20 protein-coding genes and 2 pseudogenes are annotated in these 17,407 nt (G+C 59.2%); 14 read left to right on the top strand and 8 right to left on the bottom strand.

Going from position 1 to position 17,407, the window contains the following annotated elements; translation table 11 throughout:
- Window positions 1-245: 245 nt before the first annotated feature.
- The 6 genes from BLT85_RS14325 to BLT85_RS17020 all read left to right on the top strand — a co-directional run bounded on the left by BLT85_RS14325 (window position 246) and on the right by BLT85_RS17020 (window position 5,066).
- Entirely contained in the window at window positions 246-1,787 is a 1,542-nt protein-coding gene (locus BLT85_RS14325) for an ice-binding family protein (protein WP_093396125.1), read from the top strand.
- Between the two features lie 404 nt (window positions 1,788-2,191).
- Window positions 2,192-2,743, top strand: a complete 552-nt coding sequence (locus BLT85_RS14320; RefSeq protein ID WP_093396123.1) for a hypothetical protein — start codon at window positions 2,192-2,194, stop codon at window positions 2,741-2,743.
- Between the two features lie 275 nt (window positions 2,744-3,018).
- Window positions 3,019-3,285: a hypothetical protein gene (locus BLT85_RS14315; protein WP_157718184.1), complete on the top strand. Its 267-nt coding sequence runs from the start codon at window positions 3,019-3,021 to the stop codon at window positions 3,283-3,285.
- An 81-nt stretch (window positions 3,286-3,366) separates the two neighbouring features.
- Window positions 3,367-3,735 (top strand): hypothetical protein, encoded by a 369-nt coding sequence (locus BLT85_RS14310; RefSeq protein WP_093396117.1) that lies wholly within the window; start codon window positions 3,367-3,369, stop codon window positions 3,733-3,735.
- 258 nt (window positions 3,736-3,993) lie between these two features.
- Complete coding sequence (locus BLT85_RS14305; protein ID WP_093396114.1) at window positions 3,994-4,566, top strand: hypothetical protein; 573 nt, start codon at window positions 3,994-3,996, stop codon at window positions 4,564-4,566.
- Between the two features lie 77 nt (window positions 4,567-4,643).
- Window positions 4,644-5,066 carry a DUF6228 family protein gene (locus BLT85_RS17020; protein WP_407920150.1) on the top strand — a complete coding sequence of 141 codons (423 nt, stop codon included), beginning with the start codon at window positions 4,644-4,646 and terminating at the stop codon, window positions 5,064-5,066.
- Window positions 5,067-5,321: 255 nt separating this feature from the next.
- Here BLT85_RS17020 and BLT85_RS16920 read toward each other — a convergent pair.
- Window positions 5,322-5,578 (bottom strand): annotated as a pseudogene (locus tag BLT85_RS16920) (GFA family protein); the annotation flags it as partial.
- 433 nt (window positions 5,579-6,011) lie between these two features.
- Between BLT85_RS16920 and sugE the strand changes: the two are divergent.
- A pseudogene (sugE, locus tag BLT85_RS14295) lies at window positions 6,012-6,327 on the top strand (quaternary ammonium compound efflux SMR transporter SugE).
- A gap of 117 nt (window positions 6,328-6,444) precedes the next feature.
- Here the strand turns inward: sugE and BLT85_RS14290 are convergent.
- Complete coding sequence (locus BLT85_RS14290; protein ID WP_093396111.1) at window positions 6,445-6,831, bottom strand: GFA family protein; 387 nt, start codon at window positions 6,829-6,831, stop codon at window positions 6,445-6,447.
- 184 nt (window positions 6,832-7,015) lie between these two features.
- Here BLT85_RS14290 and BLT85_RS14285 point away from each other — a divergent pair, with 184 nt between their 5' ends.
- Genes BLT85_RS14285 through BLT85_RS14270 form a run of 4 tightly spaced genes read left to right on the top strand, consistent with a single transcriptional unit; the run spans window position 7,016 to window position 8,992 of the window.
- On the top strand, window positions 7,016-7,630 hold the full coding sequence (locus BLT85_RS14285; protein ID WP_093396108.1) for a sugar O-acetyltransferase: 615 nt from the start codon (window positions 7,016-7,018) through the stop codon (window positions 7,628-7,630).
- A complete protein-coding gene (locus BLT85_RS14280) occupies window positions 7,611-8,183 on the top strand; it encodes an antibiotic biosynthesis monooxygenase (RefSeq protein WP_093396105.1) in 573 nt (190 codons plus the stop codon). The genes BLT85_RS14285 and BLT85_RS14280 overlap by 20 nt, the downstream gene beginning before the upstream one ends.
- Before the next feature lie 35 nt (window positions 8,184-8,218).
- Window positions 8,219-8,560, top strand: coding sequence for a putative signal transducing protein (locus tag BLT85_RS14275; RefSeq protein ID WP_093396102.1), 342 nt, complete (start codon window positions 8,219-8,221; stop codon window positions 8,558-8,560).
- 33 nt (window positions 8,561-8,593) lie between these two features.
- On the top strand, window positions 8,594-8,992 hold the full coding sequence (locus tag BLT85_RS14270; protein WP_093396099.1) for a GFA family protein: 399 nt from the start codon (window positions 8,594-8,596) through the stop codon (window positions 8,990-8,992).
- 35 nt (window positions 8,993-9,027) lie between these two features.
- On the opposite strand, the gene BLT85_RS14265 is transcribed toward BLT85_RS14270, so the two are convergent.
- Window positions 9,028-9,612 carry a TetR/AcrR family transcriptional regulator gene (locus BLT85_RS14265; RefSeq protein WP_093396096.1) on the bottom strand — a complete coding sequence of 195 codons (585 nt, stop codon included), beginning with the start codon at window positions 9,610-9,612 and terminating at the stop codon, window positions 9,028-9,030.
- Between the two features lie 61 nt (window positions 9,613-9,673).
- On the opposite strand from BLT85_RS14265, the gene BLT85_RS14260 reads away from it, so the two are divergent.
- Window positions 9,674-10,165, top strand: a complete 492-nt coding sequence (locus BLT85_RS14260) for a DoxX family protein (RefSeq protein ID WP_197673851.1) — start codon at window positions 9,674-9,676, stop codon at window positions 10,163-10,165.
- A gap of 303 nt (window positions 10,166-10,468) precedes the next feature.
- Here BLT85_RS14260 and BLT85_RS14255 read toward each other — a convergent pair whose 3' ends face one another.
- From BLT85_RS14255 to BLT85_RS14235, 5 genes are all read right to left on the bottom strand, one after another.
- The gene (locus tag BLT85_RS14255; RefSeq protein ID WP_093396093.1) at window positions 10,469-11,506 is read right to left on the bottom strand and encodes a DUF2157 domain-containing protein; all 1,038 of its coding nucleotides are present in this window, start codon (window positions 11,504-11,506) and stop codon (window positions 10,469-10,471) included.
- 34 nt (window positions 11,507-11,540) lie between these two features.
- Complete coding sequence (locus BLT85_RS14250; RefSeq protein WP_093396090.1) at window positions 11,541-12,917, bottom strand: TRAP transporter large permease; 1,377 nt, start codon at window positions 12,915-12,917, stop codon at window positions 11,541-11,543.
- On the bottom strand, window positions 12,917-13,477 hold the full coding sequence (locus tag BLT85_RS14245) for a TRAP transporter small permease subunit (protein WP_093396087.1): 561 nt from the start codon (window positions 13,475-13,477) through the stop codon (window positions 12,917-12,919). Before BLT85_RS14245 ends, BLT85_RS14250 begins: the two co-directional genes overlap by 1 nt.
- 21 nt (window positions 13,478-13,498) lie before the next feature.
- On the bottom strand, window positions 13,499-14,572 hold the full coding sequence (gene arsB / locus BLT85_RS14240) for an ACR3 family arsenite efflux transporter (protein WP_093396084.1): 1,074 nt from the start codon (window positions 14,570-14,572) through the stop codon (window positions 13,499-13,501).
- Window positions 14,573-14,677: 105 nt separating this feature from the next.
- Complete coding sequence (locus BLT85_RS14235) at window positions 14,678-15,070, bottom strand: acyl-CoA thioesterase (protein WP_093396081.1); 393 nt, start codon at window positions 15,068-15,070, stop codon at window positions 14,678-14,680.
- 311 nt (window positions 15,071-15,381) lie between these two features.
- Here BLT85_RS14235 and BLT85_RS14230 point away from each other — a divergent pair, with 311 nt between their 5' ends.
- Complete coding sequence (locus tag BLT85_RS14230) at window positions 15,382-16,374, top strand: PstS family phosphate ABC transporter substrate-binding protein (protein ID WP_093396078.1); 993 nt, start codon at window positions 15,382-15,384, stop codon at window positions 16,372-16,374.
- Between the two features lie 81 nt (window positions 16,375-16,455).
- Complete coding sequence (gene pstC / locus BLT85_RS14225; RefSeq protein ID WP_172829837.1) at window positions 16,456-17,400, top strand: phosphate ABC transporter permease subunit PstC; 945 nt, start codon at window positions 16,456-16,458, stop codon at window positions 17,398-17,400.
- The last annotated feature ends 7 nt before the right edge of the window (window positions 17,401-17,407 follow it).

The raw sequence follows: 17,407 nt of genomic DNA, 5'->3' as shown, positions 1-17,407 counted from the left end.
GAATCACCCCTCCACCGACCCCCTCGAATATAAACCACCTATTCTTCAGGATAGGGCGTATAACAGTCTGGCTAGTGAACACATTGCGCCAGACTCCCATCCCCGACGCCATCTCATAAGCCCTGAACTTTACTGACAACAAAACAGGGATCGTGAGCGTCCGTTTTAGATTCGAGTTTCTCTCAGGTACCGGATGCCACCGCACCTTGCATGACGTGGTCGGCTTTCCAACATAGGTAACTCACATGAAAAAATTCCTTCCTGCCGCCAGATTGCTGGCCGTCAGCGCTATTGTCCTGTCCGGCTTATCGCTAGCCGGTTGCTTAGGCGGCAGTAGCAGCAACAGTGACAATCCCAACACAGGCGGCGGAACGCCCGTGACCGGTACGCCCGAGACTGGCACCCCAGGTACACCAGGCACCGACGACCCGACAGCCACCCCATCCGACCCGATCGGCGATTCCGATCTGATCCAGGCGGTGCGGCCGATCATCGACAGCATCACGGTCAACACCAACAAGAAGCTCGCCGTTACCTTCAACCAGGATATGGAAGGCGAGACCATCAACGGCACGTCCTTCCTGCTGCAAGGCGAGACAGGCCCTGCGGTGGTCGGCGTGGTCACCTACGACCCGGCTACCCGCACGGCGATCTTCACGCCTGACAGCGGTCTGACGGATAACACGCTGTATACCGGCACGCTGACCACCGACGTACAGGGCGCTTCGGGCGTCACGCTGGAGAACAACCTCAGCTGGCAGTTCACCACCGGCGACACGATCGATACCACCGCACCCACGGTCACCTTCGATCCGCTCGATGGCGATACGCAGGTAGCCATCAACCGGAACATCACCGCGACCTTCTCCGAAAGCCTCGACCCCACCACCATCACCGCCAGCAACTTTACGCTGACGACTGGTGGTAACCCGGTGCCTGGCGCGGTCAGCTACCTGGGTAGCACGGCGATCTTCGATCCGACCGCCGACCTGCTGCCCGGTACGCTTTACACCGCGATGCTGAGCACGGCCATCACAGACCTGGCCAACCCGGCCAATGCGCTGGCAGCTGGGCAAATTGCCGAGTTCACCACCGAGAACAGTCTGGTACCGGCTGCCGGGCCGGAACCGGTTGTACTGGGCACCGCTGGCAACTTCGTGATTCTGTCGAAAACCGGTGTCACCACCACCGGCACCACAGCCATCATCGGTGACATCGGCGTCAGCCCGATCGACGAAGCAGCCATCACCGGCTTTAGCCAGGAGCGTGACGCCACTAACACGTTCTCCACTTCCGACTTGGTGACCGGCAAGATCTTTGCCGCCAACATGGCCGCCCCGACGCCAAGCTACCTGACCACGGCCATCAGCGACATGGAGCTGGCCTTCACCAACGCAGCGGGCCGCACTGACCCTGCAGCTACTGAACTGGGTGCAGGTGATATCACCGGCATGACTCTGGCTCCCGGCTTGTACAAGTGGGGCACTAGTGTGCAGGCAACTTCGGACGTCACCTTTGACGGCGGCCCGAATGACGTCTGGATTCTGCAGATCGAGCAGGACCTGTTGCTGGGTTCTAACGTAGCCGTGCAACTGACTGGCGGTGCCAAGGCAGAAAACGTCTTCTGGCAGGTAGCCGGTCAGGTGACGCTGCGTACGGGCGCCACGCTGCAGGGCATCTTGCTGAGCAAGACACAGATCGTCATGGAAACCGGTGCGACCCTGAACGGTCGCGCACTGGCCCAGACTCTGGTCACGCTGGATGCAGTAAACGCTACTCAGCCGTAACCGGTAGCAGTGTGAGCGGGGACTCTCAGGAGCTCCCGCAAAAAAAACAAAGCCTTGGTCGCGAGACCGGGGCTTTTGTTTGTTCGGGTAACGATGGCGTGTAAGAAATCACGCGCATGCCGCTAGCCCACCCCCCTCCGTGGGAGCGTCGTCCCCGGCGCGATGCGTTGCCCCGCATCGCCAGTTCAATCCTCGACCCCACCCATCGCAATCCCCCTTGGCAAAACCACAAATTTCATAGCACTATCTCCCACTGCGAACCGCTCTATCGCACCCCACCTCGGCAAGGATGCCCGATACGATGCTCTCCTGATCGATCGCCGCCTGCCCGCCCGGGCTGGCCCGCGCCTGACGCTTCGCAGTAACACCACAATAAAAAACTGCCAAAACACGGAAGTCATCACATGAAACTCATCAAGCTCTTGGCCATTTTCGCTGCAAGCACCTACCTGTTCGGTTGCGCCGCCGGCGCCAAGCAGGAAAACATCACCTACCGCTCCTACCAGTCCGCGACTTACGCTCAGGAGTTGAGCAGAAACGTAGACGTCGAGCCCGTCTCCGGCGGCCGCGAAACGAACCCGGCCTGGACCTCGGAAATCAGCAATAACGCCTTCTTCGGCGCGCTGCGAGACAGCCTCTCCGCCCAGAACCTGTATTCCGACAACGGCCGCTACAAGCTGCGGGCCACCCTCGTCGGCGTCGACCAGCCCCTGTTCGGCTTCGACATGACCGTCACCACCCGCATCCGCTACAGCCTGATCGACACCCAGACCAACCAAACCCTGCTCGAAGAACTGGTTGCCGTGCCTCACACCGCCACCGTCGGCGATGCCTTCTCCGGCGTCGCGCGCCTGCGCATGGCCAACGAAGGTTCGGCGAAGAAGAACATTAAGAATTTTCTGAATCGGTTGGCTCAGTTGAAGATTGAGCCGAAGCAGGTTTCGTTGGTGGAGTGATGCGTGATGACCGGGCGGTGGCGCATTGGCTTTTGCCGCTCGGTCAGGATGCGTTTGGAGCGCTTCGGGCTGTTCCGCTGTATTGGGGTTATGCGGAACGCGGTATAACCAGCGGAGTGCCGTTGCAAATTTGAAGCGCAACCGACTGAAAATATGGCAGAAAAACTATTTAGGGCGCTGAATGATATGACGCGTAATATCGCGGCGTTCCACCTAATCACTGTTAGGCGACACTAAAAATGATGCTTTGTGCGTACATAAAGATGTCTGGTGAAATGGGTCAGGTCGATCTTGACGCAGTGATTGACGTGATTAAGGGGCCGAGCGGAAACAAACCGATGTGGAGCGCCTTGGTGTTTTATGAGGCAGAAGCCAGTATCTTCATTGAGACCCGCGACCGCCCCGCCGGCTTTGCACACGGCACTCCTTCAGAAACGGTCGAGGTTGATGAGGTCTATCTCCAAACTCATTTTGGTCTGACAAATAGAGACATCGCCGAGATTAGGCGATTCCCCGAGCGATGGAGGCTCCGCAATGCCTAACAAGTCGCTGTTGCCGGACAATTTCTCCACCGCTTCGCGGCTACAAAATTGCCGCAAAGCTCTGCGTTAGGCGGAAACGAAATGAGTGAGCTATGCCGTTACGTCCTTGCCGGATGCTTTGTTGCCTCACTCGTCGCTTGGATCGCTTTGTCGGCTGCCTATATTATTATTAGCGTGGCCACGCATATGTACTTAACGATATTTCATAAAACATTTTGGAAACGTTTCTATGCGCCTATGTCTTTTTCGTTGCGTGCGCCAAGATTTGGGATAAAGGTCGACCACTTTTTTATTACCGCAGGTTATGAAGAGCTCAAGATATGCCAGTTTAGATCCTTCGCGTTGTGGTACGGTCCAGTTCATGCCCTCATTTCGGAAAAATTGATACCGATTTCCTTTATCGCCGCGAACGCTTGTTTCATAACGATTATGTTTTTGTCAGCGTTTTGAGTGCTTTGAACGTGAATTTCCGAGCGTTTTGATCGAAATGCTAACTGATCGCCGCCTAGAGCGCTTTCAAAAGCAGGGCTACCTCTCTGTCATATCAAGTAATCGGAGACGAAAGGACTCAGGCGCAAATGTCGAGATCCATCCACGCCAAGGAGATTGCATCGTAAGGGTACACCTCCTAACAAGTGGTTCGAGCCGTTCGCTTCGCTCACGGGGACAGGCTAAAGCCCGCCCCTCAACCAGACGTTAGGCCACTCTATGAACTTCGAGCATCTCTACCAAAATGCCCAGCGAGCATTCGAGGAGGCGCGAAAGCATGCCGAATCAAACCCGGATGTTGCGGAACGAAACATGGCAGATGGGCACCAGCTGATGGTGGCCTACTACCTCGCCAATGCAAATGATGCGTATGTGTCCGAGGTCGAGAAGCTTTTGGACGTAGAGTTTCATCGCTTCTCTAAACACCCAGACCAGGCGTTTACCTATCGGCAGAATCAATATGCGTTGCTATGCCTATCTGCCAAAGACCCAATGAGAGCAAAGAAGATTCTGTCGTTTCCTGCCAAGTATAAAGATGCCGCCGCCCTTGATGTTCATCTGAATGTGAGGCTCCGGCGCCTCGTTGGGGATCAGGATGCGTTTGAACAAAAGACCGCAAAACTCACAAAATCAGAATCAGACCTTATTGAGGCTTTCGATGCGTCTCTAAATCGGAGAGAGGTCAATTGGTCGGCCGTAGCGACGGCATGGAAGTCCATGAAGTCAAAGCGCTTCAAATTTACCGTACTAGAGCATCGCGATCTGTTCACAGACACGTTGAAGTATGTGTAGGAGTGACCTAACAAGTGCATCAAATTTGTTCCGGCCCTGAAGGGCCTCCACCGGACGGCCTTGTCAGGCCGCCGTTTATGCAATCGTTAGCTGGAGAAGCAATGTCAGAGTTTCAAATCGAGTCTTCAGATACAGAAGCTACGCTGTTGTTTTCCGGCATCAGAGGCGATTATTTCACAGTAGCTCTATCATCGGGGCCGGTTAACGCGAGACGGGATGTATGGGCCTACACAGATGCTCACGGGCTCGCAGACCTATTTGAATGGATGGCATTGCAAAGTAAGCCATGGAGTGGAACCGAGGGCTGGGAGTCTCTCGAGGGTGAATTCAATATCTATGCAAGCTGTTGTGCTCTAGGGGCGGTCACCTTTGATATTGAAATGAGTCACCTGGGCATCGTCGAGGAATGGCGAGTTACAAGTCGAATCAAGTCTGAGTTTGGCCAGTTGCCAAGCCTAGCGACTAAGGCCCGGTCATTCTTTGGTCCCTCGCCCAGCTAACCATGCCAGTCACTGCGACGGTTTTTACATTGCGGCTTCGCCGCCATTCCAAAGCCGCGCGTGCTGGCGGCGTTAGGTACCATTGCAGAAAAGGGGACAGATTTATTTTAGCGCTCATACCCGGTTTCCGGCCACGATCCCGCTCATACTGCAGTTGAACCGAAAACGCTGGCAGCCACCTCTCTCGACGCACGGTCCACAACTCATAACTCATAACTCATAACTCATAACTCATAACTCATAACTCATAACTCATAACTCATAACTCGGCACGAATCGATCCGTCTCATCCAAGGTGCCAGGGTTGACCTCTACCTCATCGCCGGTGCGTGAGAATACAGGCGACCCGCACTGCGAACAGAAGTAGCGTCCCGTCTCGCCTTCGACTGTTACCGCTTGAGCGGGATAGATCGCTGAAGCGTGAATAGAGCGCCATGGTGCTTGCGACAATCCAGGCAATGGCAGGCCGACCCGGTCAGGCGACAGCTCGGTCCTGGTCGCGACTTCGTCAACGATCTCTTCGCAGAACAAACGGCGCGAAACAGCTCGATCGGATGCCGGGCGAAGGCTGGATACGGCGGTGTAAGAGCTGACGATGCGCTCTGCCGCAGCAGAGTGCGCGAGCGCACCCAACACAACATGTATAGAAAAGAGGGAAACCTATATACGTGGAGCGCGACGTCTTACTTTTTCGAGTTTCCTATACATGAGCCAGCCATAATGGCCAAGCCGATTAACAGCTGCCTCTGGCCGGAATAGAGCACCCGGAAACGCAAGGGGGTTCTGAAAAGAACGGCCGAGGTTAAAGCAGATCAGATTAGATTTAGCTTCCGCAGCGAGGCCCCAGTTGGGCCTCGGTTGGTGTTAGCGTCAGCCGTGTTGAAGTGAGGACGACCTCACCTCTCGATTCCGTTCGGGGACGACCCATCGCCAACTGAGACGAGTATGAGTTGGATCATTTTGTTTGTAGCCGGCCTGTTGGAGATTGGTTGGGCGATCGGGCTGAAGTACCGATGGTTTCACGAAACTCTGGCCCTCGGTCGGAACGGTGTGCTGTCTGCTCGCCAGTTTCCTGTTGCTAGGCTTGGCCCTGAAAACGCTGCCTGTCGGGACAGCCTATGCGATATGGGTGGGTATCGGTGCCGTCGGTACGGCCTCGCTGGGCATGGTTTTGTTCGGCGAGTCGGCAGACGTTCTCAAGCTGGTGAGCTTAGGGTTGATTTGCGCGGGTATCGTCGGTCTTAAGCTGGCCCATGGGTAACGAGGCGCCGCACTCGCATCCCCGATCAAGCTAGCCGCTGACAGCGGTACGATGCCGAGCCGGTTTAGATGGGTTCCAGGCCGACCGATTCATTCTTTCGGCCTTGAGAAGCCGTACTCAACTGCGGTCTTCTGGCTCGCGATCCCCCTCATACCGCCGCTCGACCGGAAACACCGGCAACCACCCCTCCCGCCGCACCGTCCACAACTCATAACTCGGCGTAAACCGATCCGTCTCATCCAGGGAGCCCAGATTGACCTCCACTTCATCGCCCGTACGCGAGAACACGGACGACCCACAATCTGGGCAGAAGTAGCGCCCCGCATAGCTATGCGGGACGCCTTCGACTTTCACCGCCTGCTGCGGGAAGATCGCGGAGGCGTGAAACAGCGCGCCATGGTGCTTGCGGCAATCCAGGCAGTGGCATAGCCCGACACGGTCAGGTCCGCCCACTGCCTTGAAGCGCACCTTGCCACAGAGGCAGCCGCCGCATACCGAGTCCATGTTGGATCTGCCTCGCTAGTGAATGTGTTCGCCTCATAGCCTAGTGCATCCGCTAGCAGGCCGGTGCTCCGCTGAAATATCCAACCACGAGTCTTCCCCCGCATTGGCCCGCGCCCGCTGACTTTTTCGAGCCCGTGGAGTCGAAGCTGCTGAGACAATGCATTAACGGGGGAGAGAGCAACGAATGGCGACGGAACGGGAAAAGATGCTCAGCGGCGAGCTGTACGATCCGCTTGATCCGGAGCTGGTCGAGGCGCGAAATCGGTCTGCCAGGCTATGCCAGGCGCTCAACGCGACGCTGGGCGAGCAGGAGCCGGAAGGGCGGCGCTTGCTCGCCGAACTGTTCGGCCGCGGTGGCGACACGGTGCGCATGCAGCCGCCGTTTTACTGCGATTACGGCAGCCATATCGAGCTCGGTGAAAGCGTATTCTTCAACTTCAATTGTGTGGTGCTCGACGTGGCGCAGGTGCGCATCGGCGATTTCACGCTGCTTGGTCCGGGTGTGCATATCTACACGGCGACTCATCCATTCGAGGCGAAGCTGCGACGGCAGCAGGAGTTCGCCAGGCCGGTGGAGATAGGCTCCGACGTCTGGATCGGCGGCGGGGCGATCATCTGCCCTGGCGTGACGATTGGTGCGAAAGCGGTGATCGGTGCGGGAAGCGTGGTCACCCGGGACATCCCGGAGGGTGTGCTGGCGGCAGGCAATCCCTGCAGAGTGATACGGCCCATCGAGCAGCGCGACGGCGAGGCTGTCAGCCACGAACAAGGGAGGCCCCATGACCACGGTTTCGACTGACCCGCGCGACGTCGGGGCGACGGCTGTGATCACGCACCGCGTGCAAAGCGAGAAACACACGCAATACGAGGCGTGGCTGAATGAGATCGCTCCGGTTTGCCGCGCATGGCCGGGTCATCTGGACTGGCATATCGTGCGGCCCATTCCGAGGCTGACCGAAACCTATACCATCATCATCCGCTTCGATACGGCCGAGCATCTGCGGAACTGGATGCAGTCGAGCGAGCGCGAGCGGCTGATCGACAAGGTCAAGCCGCTGTTCGCCGGCGCGGATGACTTCTATATCAGTAGTGGTCTGGACTTCTGGTTCGCTCCAGAAGGAGCCAAGGCGAAAGTACCCAAGCGTTGGAAGCAGTACCTGATCACCTGGTCGGCCATCTTTCCGCTGGTGCTGGGCGTGCCGTATCTGGTGGGCCCGGCTCTCGATTTGCTTGGCATAGCGGGGAGCCGGGTTTTGTCTACGCTTATGGTGACGGCGATTATCGTCTTTCTGATGGTGTACGTGATCATGCCGCGCTACACCCGTCTGGTGCAGCGTTGGTTGTTTAGCTGACGGCTGCGCTGCTCACTGGATCGAAGGGCATCCCGATGCAACTCATCTACCGCGCCAGCGATATTACTGAAGCTCACATCGTCTCCGGCATGCTGCAGGCGCATGGGCTGGAAGCCTTCGTTGGCGGGCATTACCTGCAGGGTGCGATTGGCGATATGGCGGTGCAGAATTTTGCCGTGGTGCATGTGGCTGATGAGGATGTCACGGAAGCGAAACGACTGATCGCCGACTATGAAGGGCGGGCCGATAGCGAGACGGATCGTGAGAAGTCCGGCGCGCTCCGTAGGGCGGACGGGATGGGTAGCTCGCCGATGACCAGGCTGGTTGCGGCAATCGTCACTCTGGTTTGCATGCTTATCGTTCTATTTATCTGGTGATCGAACGTCACCCCAGCCAGTCGAGGAATCGTCATGAGCCATACAGGACGTTGTTATTGCGGGGCCATTCGTTATGAACTGTCAGGTGAGCCGAATGTAGTTGCCCTGTGTCATTGCAGCGACTGCCAGCGCAGCGCCGGGGCGCCGGCGGTGTCCTGGGCGATGTTTCCGGAAGAAGCGCTGACGGTGACGCAGGGCGAACCGAAAAGCATCAACGGCTCGGGCGGCGCGGTGCGCAGCTTCTGCCCGGACTGCGGCACCGGTCTGTTCTACTACAACGCGATCAATCTGCCTGGCATCGTCGACGTGCAGACCGCCACGCTCGACGCTCCCGAGTCGCTTGCGCCCCAGGTGCAGATCCAGACCGCCGAACGCCAGGGCTGGATGAAGCATCTGGATCAGTTGCCGGAGTTCGAGCGCTTTCCTGGGTGATGCTCGGCACAGCGTCACCGCGCGAGCCCACACCATCAGCTTGATTCTTCCGCCTCTCCGGGCACCTGTAGATGTCCAAGCACGGACTCGACCAGTCTTGAAAGCGGTTCGGATTGTAGAAGCTCGTCTGAGACCAGTCGGTCGATAAGAAGTTGAGACAGTCCGTGCACCAGGGACCAGGCAGCGAGGGTGCCACTCTGGTCCCGTTCGGATGAGCCGCTCTGGGTCTGCAGCAGCTCGAACGCGCTGCGGGCTGCCTCCGCCAGCGATTCGGGCTTCGTTCGGTCCAGTCCGGGACTGAACATCAGCTTGTACAGCGAAGGATTGCCGGTAGCGAATTCGACATAGGCCAGCCCCATCCCCTTTAGCGTTCCGCCTTTCCCCGCATCAGCGCGCAAGCGCTCCGCAAGCTCGTGGAAGCCTTTTTCGGCTAATGCCGCCAGTAGATCGTCACGGCTTGCGAAGTGCCGGTAGGGCGCAGCGTGCGAAACGCCAATTCGGCGCGCCAGGTCTCGCAGGCTGAGAGCACTTGCGCCGTTTTGTTCAAGGGTCTCCCGCGCCGCCTTGAGAAGGGTCCCGCGCAGTTGGCCATGATGGTAATCGGTGACTTTGGATTCCAATGTTGACAGTGCCTACTTACAGGTTTATATGTTTACGCTGTCTACATTAACGGAGTCGGCCATGGTTTTCTTCCTCTTTTTGCTCGTTCTTACCGGGCTCGCCTGGCTTGTCGGCCGCCTGGGCGTAAGCTGTCTACGTGGCCCGCAGGCATGCATGAGGCTGGCGCTGGCTGCGGCGCTAGTGTTTTTTGGAACAGACCATCTGCTCACTCCGGAACGCTACGTACCCATGGTTGAGGGATGGCTGCCATGGGCAGGGCAGATGGTAGCCATAACCGGCATCTGCGAAATCGCCGGAGGGCTGGGCTTGCTGGTGCCCCGATTGCGACGCTCGGCGGGACTTTTGTTGGCGGTGTACTTCGTTGCGGTGTTCCCTGCGAATGTGCATAACGCTATTCATGGGTTGACCGTGGATGGTCTGCCCGCCAACCAGTGGTATTACTGGGTACGCCTGGGCTTTCAGCCCCTGGCTGTCTGGTGGGCCTTGTATAGCGCCGGCCTTTTGAATTGGCCTTTTGGCGGCCGGATTGAAGCCAGCGTGCGACCATCGTAGCCAAGGTAACTGCCCGTCCAGACGGCAGAGCGACAGGGTGAGATGAATGGTGCGGATCAGCTACCGGGGTTTGAGCGTTTCCCGGAATGAGCAGGCTACCGGCGCTCCTACGTTCGAAGCTCTGACCGGCCTGGTGCTGTAAGTAGCAGTGGTCACCGGGTGGCTCGCGGAGGTGTTCAAGCCGGTGACCAGCGATTTGCTGGCGCTCAGTGTGCTACGTGATCATGTGGGTTGGAACACAGGGGAGCGCGGGCCCCGCCTGAGGTCCGCTGCTTGATGTTTGCTGCCAACCCGCACGCCGGCTCAGGCCGCTCCATCCTTCGAATCGACCAGTTCGCGCAGCGCGGGCAGCATGCCGCGTAGCCTGCTGCTCAGCCGCTCCTCGTGACGTTGCCATACCGTGCCCCCGTAGATTACCCCGAGGCCGAGGAACGTCAGCACAAAGGGAAACAGCATGCTGTCCTGGAAGACGTCATAGGCCAGATGGCCGAAGTAGCCGGCGGCGCCGAGCCCGCCGAACACCGCGAAGACCCGCCGGCCAAGCAGCGTCCCGACGCCGATCATCGCCAAGTTGATACACAGGTAGGCGAACTTGCTCAGCTCGCTGTCGGAATTCATCGAAGACAATCCACCCCAGAAAGCCACCACACCGAACAGATACAGCCAGAACGCGTAGTCGTGATCGCCGCGTGCGCGCAGATCGACGCGAAACGCCAACGCAATCATCAGCAGCCCGAAACACAGCGAGACCAGCTTGCGACGCTCCCAGACCGCTGCTTCCTCGCCAAACAGGAAGGGCGTGAGGTCCATGCTCATGTACCAGAGCGTGACCGCCAAGGGCATGACCAGAAAAGGCAGCCTGTAACGCCACAACATGACCGCCCCACAGGCCAGGGTGGCCAGTTCCATGAGCACCCAGCGCCAGTCGATCAACCGATGGTAGTCGCGGTACACGTGCCCTTCAGCCCACAATTCGAGCGCGGATTGCAGACCATAGACGGCGAGCGGCGTAAGCGCGATGACGAAGGCCCCGGTAATGCCGGCGGGCATCGCCAGCTGCTTGCGTAGCAGAGACTCGGTCAGCCAGATTCCGGTGGCGGCGTACGCCAGTGCTATGCAGACGATGCCCCAGCCGCCGAAGCGCTCCCAGCCGAGCGTCATGAACAGGGTCATGGCGCCGATGGCGATGCAGCCGCCGAGATAATAGAGCACATGGGTGGCGCGCAGGCCCGGCGTCTGCGCGGCGCGGCCAGCAAGGTAATCCCAAAGCTGCTGTGCCTGCGATTCGGTCAGCAGGCCCTGTTCGGTGGCGTCTTGGAGTAGTGTGCGGTTCAGTTTCATCGTTCATCCTTGAGCGGGAGCTGACCGCATGCGGCTAGCGTCCTAATGTCTCTGGTAGCCAGGTGATCAGCCCCGGCCATAGCGCGGCAATCGCCAGCATCAGTATCTGTATCGCAATGAACGGTAACACGCCGCGATAAATGGCGGCAGTCGGCACGCTCGACGGCGTCACACTTCGCAGATAGAACAGCGAGAAGCCGAAGGGCGGGGTGAGAAAGGAAGTCTGCAGGTTCAGCGCGATCATCACGCCGAGCCAGATCGGGTCGATGCCCATGGCCAGCAACACCGGGCCGACGATGGGCACGACGACGAAGGTGATCTCGATAAAGTCGAGAATGAAGCCGAGCAGGAAGATGACCAGCATGACCAGCAACGTGGCGGTAAAGGCGCCGCCCGGCAGCTGGGCGAATACTTCGTGAATCAGGTCTTCCCCGCCGAAGCCGCGGAACACCAGCGAGAAGATCGAGGCACCGATGAGGATCAGGAATACCATGGCGCTGATCTCGGTGGTGGCGTAGGCGACTTCGCGCACGCGCTGCAGGTTCAGCTGGCGCTTGAACGCGGCTAGAACGCCCGCGCCCAGTGCGCCGACGGCGGCGGCCTCGGTCGGTGTGGCGATACCGGCCAGGATCGAGCCGAGCACCGACATGATCAATAGGAGCGGCGGCACCAGGCTGGTCAGTAACTGGGCAACGCTGACCTGACCGCGTTCTTCCGCCGGTAGCGCCGGCAGCGCCTTGGGCTTGAAGATCGCCATGCCGATCAGATACAGCAGATACAGGCCTACCAGCAGCAGGCCCGGCAAAAGTGCGCCGATGAACAGGTCGCCCACGGTGACCGTCTTGGGCGAGAAGATACCCATGCGCAGCTGCGCTTGTTGATAGGCGCTGGACAGCACATCACCCAGCAGTACCAGCACGATTGACGGCGGAATGATCTGACCCAGGGTGCCGGTCGCGGCTAGTGTGCCGGTGGCCAGCGCCGGATCGTAGCCACGGCGCAGCATGGTCGGCAGCGCCAGCAGGCCGAGAGTAACCACGGTGGCGCCGACAATGCCGGTGCTGGCGGCGAGCAGCGCGCCCACCAGGCAGACCGATATCGCCAACCCGCCCCGCAATCCGCCGAACAGCCGCGACATGGCATCCAGCAGGTCTTCGGCGATGCGCGACTTTTCCAGCATCACGCCCATGAACACGAACAGCGGCACGGCCAGCAGCGTCTGGTTGTTCATGGTGCCAAACAGGCGGCTGGGCAGGGCGCCGAAGAAGCTTGGCTCGAAGGTGCCGGTCAGCGAACCGACGCCGGCGAACAGCAGCGACACGCCGCCCAGTGTGAACGCAACCGGGAAGCCAGCCATCAGCGCCTGGCACAGACATACGAACAGCAGCACTGCCATGAATTCTGGACCCATTACAGTGCCTCGGCGTGGTCAGGTTGCAGGTGGGTGGACAGGTGGCCGGTCAGTACGCATAGCGTCTTGATGATTTGCGACAGCGCTTGCAGCAGGAGACTGCCGACCAGCAGCAAAATGATGCTCTTTTGTAGATAGACGAAGGGCAGGCCGCCGGCATCGGCCGAACGCTCACCGCGCGCCCAGGATACGGCGACGTAGTCCCAGCAGGTCCAGGCGAGGAACAGGCACATCGGCAGCATCAGCAGCAGCGTGCCGAGCAGATCGGTCAGCGCCTGGCGCCGAGGATTCTGCCTGCGAAAGAAGATATCCACCCTGACATGCGCATCGCGCTGCACCGCCCAGGCCGCTGCGCCCATGAACACCAGGGCGTGGGCGTACATGACCAGTTCCTGAGTGGCGGTGGCGCCGATACCGAAGGCATAGCGCAGCACCACCACGGCACAGGTCAGCGACACCAGCAGCACTGACAGCCAGGCGACGCTCCGGCCGAGCAGGGCATTGGCCGAATCGATCAGGCGGGAAAGGCGCAGGGCATACGAGGCGAGTCGGCCGCTCATCAGGTGCGTTCCAAAAGAGGGTTAGCGAAGGGCACGGGCTTCGTACCAGCCACGGCTCCGGCGGATCATGCGTACCAGCCAGAGCATGACCGGCACTTCGATCAGCACGCCGACCACGGTGGCCAGCGCGGCGCCGGAGTTGAAGCCATACAAGGCGATTGCTACGGCAACGGCCAGCTCGAAAAAGTTGGAGGCGCCGATCATGGCTGCCGGACCGGCGACATCGTACCGCACCTTCAACTGTCGGCAGAGCCAGTAGCCCAGCGCGGCGATCAACAGCGTTTGCAGCAGGATCGGCACGGCCAGGAGGGCGATGATCAGCGGCTGGGCGATGAGCGTCAGGCCCTGGAACGAGAACAACAGCACCAGTGTAAGTAGCAGCGCGGCCATGGCGAACGGACCGATACGCCTGAGCGCCGCCTGATAGGCTGCGTCGCCCCGGCGCATCAGCCGTGCGCGAAGTAACTGGGCAATGATCAGCGGCACGACGATGTACATGGCAACCGACAACAGCAGCGTGTCCCACGGCACCGGAATCGCCGACACACCGAGCAGAAGCGCGACGATCGGCGCAAAGGCAACGATCATGATCGCGTCATTGACGGCGACCTGCGTCAGGGTGAAGTTGGCGTTGCCGTGACAGAGGTTGGACCAGACGAAGACCATGGCGGTGCACGGCGCAGCGCCCAGCAGGATCAATCCTGCAATATAGCTATCGATCTCCCCGGCGGGGAGCCAGGCCCTGAACAGCTGGTCGATGAACAGCCAGGCCAGGGCGGCCATGGTGAAAGGCTTGATCAGCCAGTTCACCGTAAGGGTGACGCCCATGCCGGCGCGGTGCTGGTACACCTCGCGCAGTGCGGTGAAATCGATTTTCATCAGCATGGGGATGATCATCACCCAAATGAGGATGCCGACCGGAATGTTGACCTGGGCGACTTCCAGCCGCCCGATGGTCTGGGCCGCGTCCGGCGCGAACAGTCCGAGCAGTGTGCCGGCGACGATGCACAACAGGGCCCACCAGGTCAGATGGCGTTCGAATATACCCATGGGCATGGGTTGATTGGGACTGGTTGGAGCTGAATTGCGCGGCATGCGGTTTTTGCCCTGTTTCCTGTCATCGATAAACGCTGCGCGCGGGTCTGCCGAGCCGGACAAGCCGGTAAGGGAAGGCGAGCCGATCGCCGACCGGTGCAGCCGTCAGGACGGAATGATGCGCGTGCGACCCCGGTCGTCGATAGCGACGAAGACGAACACGGCCTCGGTCACCTTGCGGCTGTCATCGTGGGCGAGGTCTTCGCTCCAGACTTCAACACAGATCTTGATCGAGCTGCGGCCGATGTCCAGCACGTGGCAATGAAAAGCCAGCTGTGCGCCAACCGGGACCGGCACCATGAAGCCCATGCGATCGATCGCTACCGTGGCGACGCGCCCGCGAGCGATGCGCGAAGCGGTGCCGGTGCCGGCCACGTCCATCTGCGATACCAGCCAGCCGCCATATATGTCGCCGAAGCTGTTGCAGTCGCGCGGAAGCGCGGTGACCTTGAGCGCCAGATCTCCTTTCGGGACCGGATCCTTGTCTACATCGTGCATGGAATTCTCGTTGAGTCTTTGTAGTTGTTCTGGGCAGAAAACGCCTGGCGGAGGTCTGTTGACAGCCGTCAAGAACGCGTATCTTAAGGGATTGGCGACACACCCTCAATGATCCGTAGGTAGCACTTCAAAAAGTTCCCGCTGCTTTCCAGTGTTCACATAACTGTCATATTTCCGGAATACGATTGTCACGTTCCTCCCATAACGTTTGCTCCAGTGCTTGCTATGGAGCGTCTCAGGACGAGATTCGAGCGTTGATACAAGTGCCTTGGTCGTTAGTACCGATGACAATGTAAAACTGGAGAAAAAGCATGAAGAAGGGTCTGGTGGTTACCGCTGTTCTGGCGAGCAGCCTGTTGGCACAAGCCGTTTACGCGGCCGAAACCGTTCAAATCGACGGTTCCAGCACAGTTTTCCCGATCTCCGAAGCGATGGCTGAAGAGTTCCAGTCGGAACAGAAGGGCAACATCCGCGTTACCGTCGGCGTTTCCGGTACTGGCGGCGGCTTCAAGAAGTTCTGCCGTGGCGAAACTGACATGACCGGCGCTTCCCGCCCGATCAGCCCGGAAGAAGTGAAGCTGTGCAAGGAAAACAACGTCGAGTTCATCGAACTCCCTGTTGCCATGGACGCCCTGACCGTTGTCGTCAACCCGCAGAATGACTGGGTCAACCACCTGACCGTGGAAGAGCTCAAGACCATGTGGGAGCCGGAAGCACAAGGCAAGGTCAACAACTGGAATCAGATTCGCGAAAGCTTCCCTGACCGCAAGCTGACCCTGTTCGGCCCTGGCGTCGATTCGGGTACCTATGACTACTTCACCACCGCCGTTGTCGGCAAGTCGCACTCCAGCCGTGGCGATTACACCGCGAGCGAAGACGACAACGTTCTGGTGCAGGGCGTTTCCAACGACCGCAATGCTCTGGGTTTCTTCGGTCTGGCTTACTACGAAGAAAACAAGAACAAGCTGAAGGCCGTGCCGATCGCCTACAAGGGCAAGGATCCGGTTGAGCCGAGCCTGGAAACCGCTGGTGACGGCAGCTACCAGCCGCTGACCCGCCCGCTGTACTACTACGCGAGCAAGTCTTCCCTGGAAAACAAGCCGCACGTAGAGAAGTTCGCCGAGTTCCTGCTGTCGCAGGAAAACACTGAACTGGTCCAGGAAGCTGGCTACGTTCCGATGGGCGACAAGGTGTATCAGGCTGCCCAGCGCGTCCTGAAAGAGCGGGAAGTCGGTACTGCCTACGAAGGCGCAGAAGTTGGCGTCGACGTGGTCGAGACTCTGAACCGCAAGAAGCACTACTAAGCACTACCGCTGAGAAAGCGGGGGCCATGGCCTCCGCTTTCTCGCATCCACATCCAGCAGATTTCGAAACGAGCCTGATCGATGACCGAGACCGTTACCGCCAACCAGGGGCACGAGCGCAGCTTCACCGTTTCGCCTCACTTCATGCGCCGGCGTGCATTCATCAACGAGCTAGCCAGAGCGATATTGTGGGCCTCCGCAGCGCTTTCAGTGCTGGTCACCGCGGGTATCGTTTATGTTCTGGTCAGCGAATCGCTGGCTTTCTTCGAACACGTTTCGCTATGGGAATTCGTGTCGTCCACCACTTGGACGCCGGTATTCGCCAATCCTGAGTTCGGCATCTGGCCGCTGCTCTCCGGCACCCTGACGGTATCCGGTATCGCCCTGTCGATTGCCATCCCGTTCGGTCTGTTGCTGGCGGTCTATCTGAGCGAGTACGCACCAAACCGGGTACGGGAAGTGGTCAAGCCGATTCTCGAGTTGCTCGAAGGCGTTCCAACCGTTGTATACGGCTATTTTGCGCTGCTGCTGGTCACGCCCATGCTGCAGCAGATTTTCCCCGAGTTGCCTGGCTTCAACATGCTGGCGCCGGGTCTGGTGCTGGGGATCATGATTCTCCCCTACGTCACCTCATTGAGCGAAGACGCCATGCGCGCCGTACCGAACGGCTTGCGCGAGGGCGGCTTCGCACTGGGTTATTCCCGCTTCCATACCGCGTTCAACGTGGTCATCCCGGCAGCGATTTCCGGCATCACCGCCTCGTTCGTGCTGGCCATGTCACGTGCCGTTGGTGAAACCATGGTGGTGGCGATTGCCGCAGGCCAGATGCCGCACTTCACCTTCAACCCCATGGAAGGCGCGGCAACCATTACCACCTTCATCGTCCAGGTCACCCTGGGTGACGTCCGCCACGGATCGATCGCCTATCAATCGATCTTCGCAGCGGGACTGGTGCTGTTCCTGCTGACGCTGGTGTTCAACCTTATCGGCTTCTACCTGCGCCGTCGTTACCGCCAGGCGTACTGAGGACTGC

It is taken from the genome of Halopseudomonas xinjiangensis, assembly GCF_900104945.1.
Taxonomy (GTDB): domain Bacteria; phylum Pseudomonadota; class Gammaproteobacteria; order Pseudomonadales; family Pseudomonadaceae; genus Halopseudomonas; species Halopseudomonas xinjiangensis.
Note: the sequence above shows the minus strand (reverse complement) of the source record. Positions and strands in the feature narration are given on the sequence as shown.

What these genes read in the sequence shown, in the direction of transcription:
- BLT85_RS14310 (WP_093396117.1), top strand. Translation starts at nt 3,367, where the DNA reads ATGAGTGAGCTATGCCGTTACGTCCTTGCCGGATGCTTTGTTGCCTCA.
- BLT85_RS14280 (WP_093396105.1), top strand. Translation starts at nt 7,611, where the DNA reads ATGACCACGGTTTCGACTGACCCGCGCGACGTCGGGGCGACGGCTGTG.
- BLT85_RS14260 (WP_197673851.1), top strand. Translation starts at nt 9,674, where the DNA reads ATGGTTTTCTTCCTCTTTTTGCTCGTTCTTACCGGGCTCGCCTGGCTT.
- BLT85_RS14275 (WP_093396102.1), top strand. Translation starts at nt 8,219, where the DNA reads ATGCAACTCATCTACCGCGCCAGCGATATTACTGAAGCTCACATCGTC.
- BLT85_RS14245 (WP_093396087.1), bottom strand. Translation starts at nt 13,477, where the DNA reads ATGAGCGGCCGACTCGCCTCGTATGCCCTGCGCCTTTCCCGCCTGATC.
- BLT85_RS14230 (WP_093396078.1), top strand. Translation starts at nt 15,382, where the DNA reads ATGAAGAAGGGTCTGGTGGTTACCGCTGTTCTGGCGAGCAGCCTGTTG.
- BLT85_RS14285 (WP_093396108.1), top strand. Translation starts at nt 7,016, where the DNA reads ATGGCGACGGAACGGGAAAAGATGCTCAGCGGCGAGCTGTACGATCCG.
- BLT85_RS14235 (WP_093396081.1), bottom strand. Translation starts at nt 15,070, where the DNA reads ATGCACGATGTAGACAAGGATCCGGTCCCGAAAGGAGATCTGGCGCTC.
- BLT85_RS14255 (WP_093396093.1), bottom strand. Translation starts at nt 11,506, where the DNA reads ATGAAACTGAACCGCACACTACTCCAAGACGCCACCGAACAGGGCCTG.
- BLT85_RS14315 (WP_157718184.1), top strand. Translation starts at nt 3,019, where the DNA reads ATGGGTCAGGTCGATCTTGACGCAGTGATTGACGTGATTAAGGGGCCG.
- BLT85_RS17020 (WP_407920150.1), top strand. Translation starts at nt 4,644, where the DNA reads ATGCAATCGTTAGCTGGAGAAGCAATGTCAGAGTTTCAAATCGAGTCT.
- pstC (WP_172829837.1), top strand. Translation starts at nt 16,456, where the DNA reads ATGACCGAGACCGTTACCGCCAACCAGGGGCACGAGCGCAGCTTCACC.
- BLT85_RS14320 (WP_093396123.1), top strand. Translation starts at nt 2,192, where the DNA reads ATGAAACTCATCAAGCTCTTGGCCATTTTCGCTGCAAGCACCTACCTG.
- arsB (WP_093396084.1), bottom strand. Translation starts at nt 14,572, where the DNA reads ATGCCGCGCAATTCAGCTCCAACCAGTCCCAATCAACCCATGCCCATG.
- BLT85_RS14270 (WP_093396099.1), top strand. Translation starts at nt 8,594, where the DNA reads ATGAGCCATACAGGACGTTGTTATTGCGGGGCCATTCGTTATGAACTG.
- BLT85_RS14250 (WP_093396090.1), bottom strand. Translation starts at nt 12,917, where the DNA reads ATGGGTCCAGAATTCATGGCAGTGCTGCTGTTCGTATGTCTGTGCCAG.
- BLT85_RS14325 (WP_093396125.1), top strand. Translation starts at nt 246, where the DNA reads ATGAAAAAATTCCTTCCTGCCGCCAGATTGCTGGCCGTCAGCGCTATT.
- BLT85_RS14290 (WP_093396111.1), bottom strand. Translation starts at nt 6,831, where the DNA reads ATGGACTCGGTATGCGGCGGCTGCCTCTGTGGCAAGGTGCGCTTCAAG.
- BLT85_RS14305 (WP_093396114.1), top strand. Translation starts at nt 3,994, where the DNA reads ATGAACTTCGAGCATCTCTACCAAAATGCCCAGCGAGCATTCGAGGAG.